Origin of the sequence: Streptomyces sp. (genome assembly GCF_031178505.1) — a bacterium.
Lineage (GTDB): Bacteria > Actinomycetota > Actinomycetes > Streptomycetales > Streptomycetaceae > Streptomyces > Streptomyces gulbargensis.
The window spans coordinates 1-7,682 of the sequence record NZ_JAPSIW010000300.1; the positions used below are offsets into that span (position 1 = coordinate 1).

Here is a 7,682-nt window from a genome sequence, read left to right on the forward strand (position 1 = left end):
GCCCACGGCTTCGCCGTGCCGGCCGTCGGCCGCGGGTGGAAATCCATGCTGGTCAAAGACACGGCAGCGTCGCTCACTGGTCGGCTCCCTCTTCCTCGTCGCCGTCGTTCTCCTCGGTGCTCAGCGGTTCGTAGACGAGCACCGCGCGGTTGTCGGGGCGCAGTCGCGCCGCGGCGGCCTCCCGCACCTCCTCGGCGGTCACGGACAGCACCCGGTCCACCGCGGTGAGGGCGAGCTGCGGGTCGCCGAACAGGACGGCGTACCGGCACAGTTCGTCGGCGCGGCCGGCGACCGTGCCGAGCCGGTCCAGCCACTCGCGCTCCAGCTGGGCCTGGGCGCGCTCCATCTCCTCGGGCGTCGGTCCCTCGGCGGCGAAGCGGGCGAGCTCCTCGTCGACGGCGGCCTCGATGCGCGGCACCTCGACGCCACCGGAGATCTTGACGTCCAGCCAGCCGAGCGACGGCGCCCCGGCGAGCCGCAGCAGGCCGAAGCCGGCGGCGACGGCCGTACGGTCGCGCCGGACCAGCCGGTTGTGGAGGCGGGAGGACTCGCCGCCGCCGAGGACGGTCAGGGCCAGGTCGGCCGCGTCGCACGCGCGCGTGCCGTCGTGCGGCAGCCGGTAGGCGGCCATCATCGCGCGCGCGGGGACGTCCTCCACGACGACTTCCCGAAGCTGCTCACCGATGACGTCGGGCAGCGAGCCGTCGCGCGGCGGCAGCTTCCCGTCGTGGGACGGGATGGAGCCGAAGTACTTCTCGATCCAGGCGAGCGTCCGCTCCGGGTCGATGTCGCCGACCACCGACAGCACCGCGTTGTTCGGCGCGTAGTACGTGCGGAAGAAGTTCCGCGCGTCCTCCAGGGTGGCCGCGTCCAGGTCGGCCATCGAGCCGATCGGGGTGTGGTGGTACGGGTGGCCCTCCGGGTAGGCCAGGGCCGTCAGCTTCTCGAAGGCGGTGCCGTAGGGCACGTTGTCGTACCGCTGGCGGCGCTCGTTCTTCACGACGTCCCGCTGGTTCTCCATCGACTCCTCGTCGAGGGCCGCGAGCAGCGAGCCCATGCGGTCGGCCTCCAGCCAGAGCGCCAGCTCCAGCTGGTGCGCGGGCATGGTCTCGAAGTAGTTGGTGCGCTCGAAGCTGGTCGTGCCGTTGAGCGAACCGCCCGCCCCCTGCACCAGCTCGAAGTGACCGTTGCCGTGGACCTGCTTCGACCCCTGGAACATCAGGTGCTCGAAGAGGTGGGCGAGGCCGGTGCGGCCCGGCACCTCGTGGCGCGAGCCGACGTCGTACCAGAGGCAGACCGCGGCGACCGGGGTCAGGTGGTCCTCGGAGAGCACCACGCGCAGGCCGTTCGCCAGCCGGTGCTCGGTCGCTGTCAGGCCGCCGGAGCCGGCCTCGGCCGTGGCCGTGTGACCCATGGGCATGTACGTCCCTTCGATCGCGATGTGGAAAAGTCCTGCCACTGTATGCAAGCGCGCCGACACCTGGCGAAGTTCCCGGCCTCCCGCCATGTCCCTCGTCCGGGTCGCGGTCCGCGTTGTCGGTGGCACGGTCCACAATGGTCCGCGTCAGAACAACCTTGTTGGTGAAGCAATCCACCTTGTTGGTGAAGGAGCCGCAGCCGCGATGGCCCGCCGCAGCACGAAGACACCGCCGCCGGACGACGCGTACGAGGAGAGGATCCTCGACATCGACGTCGTCGACGAGATGCAGGGCTCCTTCCTCGAGTACGCGTACTCGGTGATCTACTCGCGCGCGCTGCCCGACGCCCGCGACGGCATGAAGCCCGTCCAGCGGCGCATCGTCTACCAGATGAACGAGATGGGGCTCCGTCCGGACCGCGGCTTCGTCAAGTGCGCGCGCGTCGTCGGCGAGGTCATGGGCAAGCTGCACCCGCACGGCGACGCCTCGATCTACGACGCGATGGTCCGCATGGCACAGCCCTTCTCCATGCGTCTCCCGCTCGTCGACGGCCACGGCAACTTCGGTTCCCTGGGCAACGACGACCCGCCGGCCGCGATGCGGTACACGGAGTCGCGGATGGCCCCGGCCGCGCTCCTGATGACCGAGTCGATCGACGAGGACACGGTCGACTTCGCGCCGAACTACGACGGACAGGAGCGCGAACCGGTCGCGCTCCCCGCCGCGTACCCGAACCTGCTGGTCAACGGCGCCTCCGGCATCGCCGTCGGCATGGCGACGAACATGCCGCCGCACAACCTCGGGGAGGTCGTCGCGGCGGCCCGCCATCTGATCCGCCACCCCAACGCGGACCTCGAGACCCTGATGCGGTACGTGCCCGGCCCGGACCTGCCGACCGGCGGCCGGATCGTCGGCCTGGCCGGCATCAAGGACGCCTACGAGTCGGGCCGCGGCACGTTCAAGATCCGCGCCACGGCGACGGTGGAGAACGTGACGGCGCGCCGCAAGGGCATCGTCGTGACCGAGCTGCCGTTCTCGGTGGGCCCCGAGAAGGTCATCGCCAAGATCAAGGACCTGGTCGGGTCGAAGAAGCTCCAGGGCATCGCCGACGTCAAGGACCTCACCGACCGGGCCCACGGCCTGCGCCTGGTCATCGAGATCAAGAACGGTTTCGTGCCCGAGGCCGTCCTGGAGCAGCTCTACAAGCTGACGCCGATGGAGGAGTCCTTCGGCATCAACAACGTGGCCCTGGTCGACGGGCAGCCGCTCACGCTCGGCCTCAAGGAGCTCCTGGAGGTCTACCTCGACCACCGCTTCGAGGTGGTGCGGCGCCGCTCCGAGTTCCGCCGCGGCAAGAAGCGCGACCGGCTCCACCTGGTCGAGGGCCTGCTCGTCGCGCTGCTCGACATCGACGAGGTCATCCGCCTGATCCGGCAGAGCGAGAACTCCGCGCAGGCGAAGGAGCGCCTCATCGAGCGCTTCTCGCTGAGCGAGGTCCAGACGCAGTACATCCTGGACACCCCGCTGCGCCGGCTCACCAAGTTCGACCGCCTGGAGCTGGAGTCCGAGCGCGACCGGCTCACCGGCGAGATCGACGAGCTGACCGGGATCCTGGAGTCCGACGCCGAGCTGCGCAAGCTGGTCTCCTCGGAACTGGCGTCCGTCGCCAAGAAGTTCGCCACCGAGCGCCGGACGGTCCTGCTGGAGTCGGCGGGCGCTCCGGCCGCGACGGTCTCCCTTGAGGTCGCGGACGACCCGTGCCGGGTACTGCTCTCGTCGACGGGCCTGCTGGCCCGCACGGTGACCGAGGAGCTGCCGCCGACGGTGGAGGGCAAGCGCGCCAAGCACGATGTGATCGTCTCGGCGGTCGCGGCGACCCAGCGCGGCGACATCGGTGTGGTCACCTCGACCGGGCGGCTGCTGCGCCTCGCGGTGATCGACCTGCCGCAGCTGCCCGACACGGCCGCCGCGCCGAACCTGGCGGGCGGTGCGCCGCTGGCCGAATTCGTCTCCCTGGAGCCCGGGGAGACGGTGGTCTGTCTGACGACGCTCGAAGAGGCCTCGCCGGGCCTGGCGATCGGCACGCTCCAGGGCGTGGTCAAGCGGGTGGTGCCGGACTACCCGGCGAACAAGGACGAGCTGGAGGTCATCACCCTCAAGGAGGGCGACCGGATCGTCGGCGCGACCGAGCTGCGGACGGGCGAGGAGGACCTGGTCTTCATCACCTCCGACGCCCAGCTGCTGCGCTACCCGGCCTCCCAGGTACGGCCGCAGGGCCGGCCGGCCGGCGGCATGACGGGCATCAAGCTGTCGGCGGGCGCCGAGGTGATCTCCTTCACCGCGGTGGACCCGGCGGCCGACGCCGTGGTCTTCACGGTCGCGGGCGCGACCGGCACCCTGGAGCCCGCCTCCGGTACGTCGGCGAAGGTGACGCCCTTCGACCAGTACCCGCGCAAGGGGCGGGCGACCGGCGGCGTCCGCTGCCAGCGGTTCCTGAAGGGTGAGGACGTCCTGGTCCTGGCCTGGGCGGGCGCCACCCCGGCCCGCGCCGCCCAGCGCAACGGCACCCCGGTGGAGCTGCCCGAGCCGGACCCGCGCCGTGACGGCTCGGGCACGCCGCTCGCCAAGCCGGTCGAGGTCGTCGCGAGCCCGGCCTCCTGACCGGCCCCGGAGCCGAGGCCGCCGGCCTCGGCTCCGGTCCTTCCCGGCTCATTCCCCGGCGGCGTCCCCGTCCTCCGCTTCGGGCATCCCGGGTTCGTCGCGGTGGGGGACGAACCGCAGCACGCCCCACATGCCGTGCTCGTCGGGGACGTCCTGCGGGCCGTGCTGCTCGCAGGCGGCGAGTTCCTTGCGCAGGGCCGCCGCGTCGATGCCGGAGCCGATGAGGACGAGCTGGGTGAGGCGCTCCTCGCCCTCCGGCCACGGTTCGGGGTAGAAACGCAGGAAGCGGCCGACGGCGTGGACGGCGTACCGGTGGGCCGGGTCGGCGGCGCCGAGGTCGATGAAGCCCTTGATCCGGTAGAGGCCCTCGGGACGGGAGTCCAGGAAGGCCATCAGGCGCCGGGGGTGCAGCGGGACGGGCGTGGCGAGGGAGACCGTCTCGTAGGCCGCGTGCGGGTGCGCGTGCTCCTCGTCCCCGGAGCCGTACAGGATGTCCTCGATCGACATCTGCCCCTCGATCTCGCCCTCGACCACCACCCGGTCGAAGAGGAGCTCCGGATCCACCCGCCCGTGCGAGGCCTCGATCACGGCGGCGCGCCCGGCGAGGCCGGCCACGGTCTCCCGGACGGCCCGCAGCGCGTCCTCGCCGACCCGGTCGGCCTTGTTGACGACCACGAGGTCGGCGATGGCGAGATGCCGGTCGGTCTCGGGGTGCCTCTGCCGCGTGGCGTCGAACTCGGCGGCGTCCACGACCTCCACCAGACCGCCGTACACGATCCGCTCGTTCTCGCTGGCGAGGACCATGCGGACCAGCTCCTGCGGCTCGGCGAGGCCGCTCGCCTCGATCACGATCACGTCGAGCCGGGCCTCGGGCCGGGTCAGGACCTCGAGGTACGTGTCCAGCTCGCTCGCGTCCACGGCGCAGCACAGGCAGCCGTTGCCGAGGGAGACGGTGGAGCCGACCTGCCCGGCGACGGTCATGGCGTCGATGCCGATGTCGCCGAAGTCGTTGACCATGACCCCGATCCGGGTACCCCGTGCGCTCCGCAGGAGGTGGTTGAGGAGCGTGGTCTTGCCGGCCCCGAGAAACCCGGCGAGGACGACGACGGGGATCTGGTGGGTGGTCACGGTGGGACGCCTTCCGTGTTCTCGGTCCTGTCCCGCGGCCCGCGCGCCGCGGAAAGGTTCAGGATACGGCGGACGACCGGTTCCCCTTCGGGCCCGACGCCTCCTGCCCGCGCCCAGTACCGGCGCGGCCCTGTCCCCACCCCTTCGAGCCCCGCCACCGGCACCACCCGGAACTCCCCGGGCCCGCGTACCGAGGCCCCGTCCGCGGGGACGACCTGCGGACGGGGCCGGCCCGATGAGTACCCTCCACGGCCGGTATTTCCGGTCGTGGGCCGTCGCCCTTTACCGTTTCCGGCATGAGCCCCGCACCGACCGGCCCCGCGCGGCCCCCCGTACGCCGTCTGCGGTTCGGGTGGCCGCGGCGGGTGTTCTCGCAGGTTCTGCTGATGCAGCTGGCCGTCGCGACGGGCGTGACGGTTCTCGCCACCGGCCTGTTCCTGGCCCCGCTGAGCGCCCAGCTCGACGACCAGGCCATGCGGCGGGCCCTCGCCATCGCCGAGAGCACCGCCTCGCCCCGGCTCGCCTCGGACCTGACCGCCACGCCGCCGTCGGCGGGCGGCCCGGTCCAGGCGGAGGCCGAGCGGATCAGGACCTCCACGGGCGCCGAGTACGTCGTGGTCATGGACGGGCGCGGCGTGCGCTGGTCGCACCCCGACCCGGCGCAGATCGGCCGGCGGGTCTCCACCGATCCGAGCACCGCGCTGGCCGGTCACGAGGTGATGGAGATCGACAGCGGCACCCTCGGCCGCTCGGCCCGCGGCAAGGCGCCGCTGCGGGACGCCGGCGGGCGGATCGTCGGCGCGGTCTCGGTCGGTATCGAGTACGACAGTGTGCGCGCCAGGCTCCTGGCCGCCATCCCCGGGCTGCTCGCCTACGCCGGTGGGGCCCTCGCGGCGGGCGCTCTCGCGGCGTACCTGATCTCCCGGCGGCTCCAGCGCCGCACGCACGACCTCGCGTTCTCCGACATCTCCGCGCTGCTCGCCGAACGGGAGGCCATGCTGCACGGCATCCGGGAGGGCGTGGTCGCGCTGGACCGGGCGGGGGCGGTACGGCTCGTGAACGACGAGGCCCAGCGTCTGCTCGGGCTCGGTCCCGAGGCGGCGGGGCGCCCGCTGGAGGAGCTCCTCGGTCCGGGCCGTACCGCCGACGTCCTCGCCGGGCGGGTGACGGGCGAGGACCTGGTGGCCGTCCAGGGGCACCGGGTGCTGATCGCGAACCGGATGCCCACGCACGACGGGGGTGCCGTCGTGACGTTGCGCGACCGCACCGAGCTGGAGCGCCTCGGGCGCGAGCTGGACTCCACGCGGGGTCTCATCGACGCCCTGCGGGCCCAGGACCACGAGCACGCCAACCGCCTGCACACCCTCCTGGGGCTGCTGGAGCTGGAGATGCACGAGGAAGCCGTCGAGTTCGTCACCGAGGTCGTCGGCGTTCACCGGGCCACCGCCGAGCAGGTCACCGAGAAGGTGCGTGACCCGCTGCTCGCGGCGCTGCTCGTGGGCAAGGCGACCGTGGCGGCCGAGCGCGGCGTCTCCCTGCGGATCGCGCCGGATTCGCTGCTTCCGGACCGGCTGGTCGACCCGCGCGAGCTGGTCACCGTCGTCGGGAACCTGGTGGACAACGCCCTGGACGCGGTCGGCGGCGCACCCGGCGCCCGGGTGGAGGTGGCGCTCGGCACCCGTGGCCGTACCGTCGTGCTGACCGTCTCGGACACCGGCCCGGGCGTCCCGGAGGAGCGCCGGGAACTGATCTTCACCGAGGGCTGGTCCACGAAGGAGCCGCCGTCCCACGGCAAGCGGGGCCTCGGTCTCGCGCTCGTGCGCCGGCTCGCCGAGCGCCGCGGCGGCAGCGCCGTGGTCGCCTCCGGACCGGACGGGGGCGCGGAGTTCACCGTGGTCCTGCCCGACGCGCTGACCGATCCGGAGCCGTACGCGGTCGCCGTGCCGGCCACCCCCCGGACCCCGGGGAAGGCGGCGCGATGATCGGCGTACTGGTGGTGGACGACGACGTGCACGTGGCCCGGATCAACGCGGCGTACGTCGCCAAGGTGCCCGGTTTCCGGGTGGTGGCCACCGCGCATTCGACGGCCGAGGCGCTGGCCGCCCTGGCCGAGCACCCGGTGGACCTGGTCCTGCTGGACCACTATCTGCCGGACGAGAACGGCCTCGCGGCGGTACGGGAGCTGCGGGCGCGTGGCCACCAGTGCGATGTGATCATGGTGACGGCGGCCCGGGACGTGGCGACCGTACAGGCCGCGATGCGGCACGGCGCGCTCCAGTACGTGGTGAAGCCGTTCAACTTCGCGGGGCTGCGCGCCAAGCTGGAGGCGTACGCGACCCTCCGCACGGCCCTGGAGGGCGGGGGTGAGGCGGAGCAGGCCGAGGTGGACCGGATCTTCGGGACACTGGCGGCCGGCACGGTCGCCCCCGACCTGCCCAAGGGCCACTCCCCCACGACGGCCGAGCTGGTCCGTCA

General features: G+C 72.7%; 5 protein-coding genes. 3 read left to right on the forward strand and 2 right to left on the reverse strand.

The window, feature by feature from the left end; genetic code table 11:
* Positions 1 to 73: 73 nt before the first annotated feature.
* Positions 74 to 1,420 carry a pitrilysin family protein gene (locus RIF68_RS19825; RefSeq protein ID WP_309052623.1) on the reverse strand — a complete coding sequence of 449 codons (1,347 nt, stop codon included), beginning with the start codon at positions 1,418 to 1,420 and terminating at the stop codon, positions 74 to 76.
* Between the two features lie 202 nt (positions 1,421 to 1,622).
* Here RIF68_RS19825 and RIF68_RS19830 point away from each other — a divergent pair, with 202 nt between their 5' ends.
* Entirely contained in the window at positions 1,623 to 4,079 is a 2,457-nt protein-coding gene (locus RIF68_RS19830; protein WP_309052624.1) for a DNA topoisomerase IV subunit A, read from the forward strand.
* 48 nt (positions 4,080 to 4,127) lie between these two features.
* Here the strand turns inward: RIF68_RS19830 and RIF68_RS19835 are convergent, their stop codons facing one another.
* Positions 4,128 to 5,207: a GTP-binding protein gene (locus tag RIF68_RS19835; RefSeq protein WP_309052625.1), complete on the reverse strand. Its 1,080-nt coding sequence runs from the start codon at positions 5,205 to 5,207 to the stop codon at positions 4,128 to 4,130.
* Positions 5,208 to 5,503: 296 nt separating this feature from the next.
* On the opposite strand from RIF68_RS19835, the gene RIF68_RS19840 reads away from it, so the two are divergent.
* Positions 5,504 to 7,189, forward strand: coding sequence for a sensor histidine kinase (locus tag RIF68_RS19840; protein WP_309052626.1), 1,686 nt, complete (start codon positions 5,504 to 5,506; stop codon positions 7,187 to 7,189).
* On the forward strand, positions 7,186 to 7,682 hold a 497-nt coding region (locus tag RIF68_RS19845; protein WP_309052627.1), incomplete at its 3' end, for a response regulator. The genes RIF68_RS19840 and RIF68_RS19845, both read left to right, overlap by 4 nt.

Coding starts and splice junctions, on each gene's coding strand:
- RIF68_RS19825 (WP_309052623.1), bottom strand. CDS start 1,420: ATGCCCATGGGTCACACGGCCACGGCCGAGGCCGGCTCCGGCGGCCTG.
- RIF68_RS19830 (WP_309052624.1), top strand. CDS start 1,623: ATGGCCCGCCGCAGCACGAAGACACCGCCGCCGGACGACGCGTACGAG.
- RIF68_RS19840 (WP_309052626.1), top strand. CDS start 5,504: ATGAGCCCCGCACCGACCGGCCCCGCGCGGCCCCCCGTACGCCGTCTG.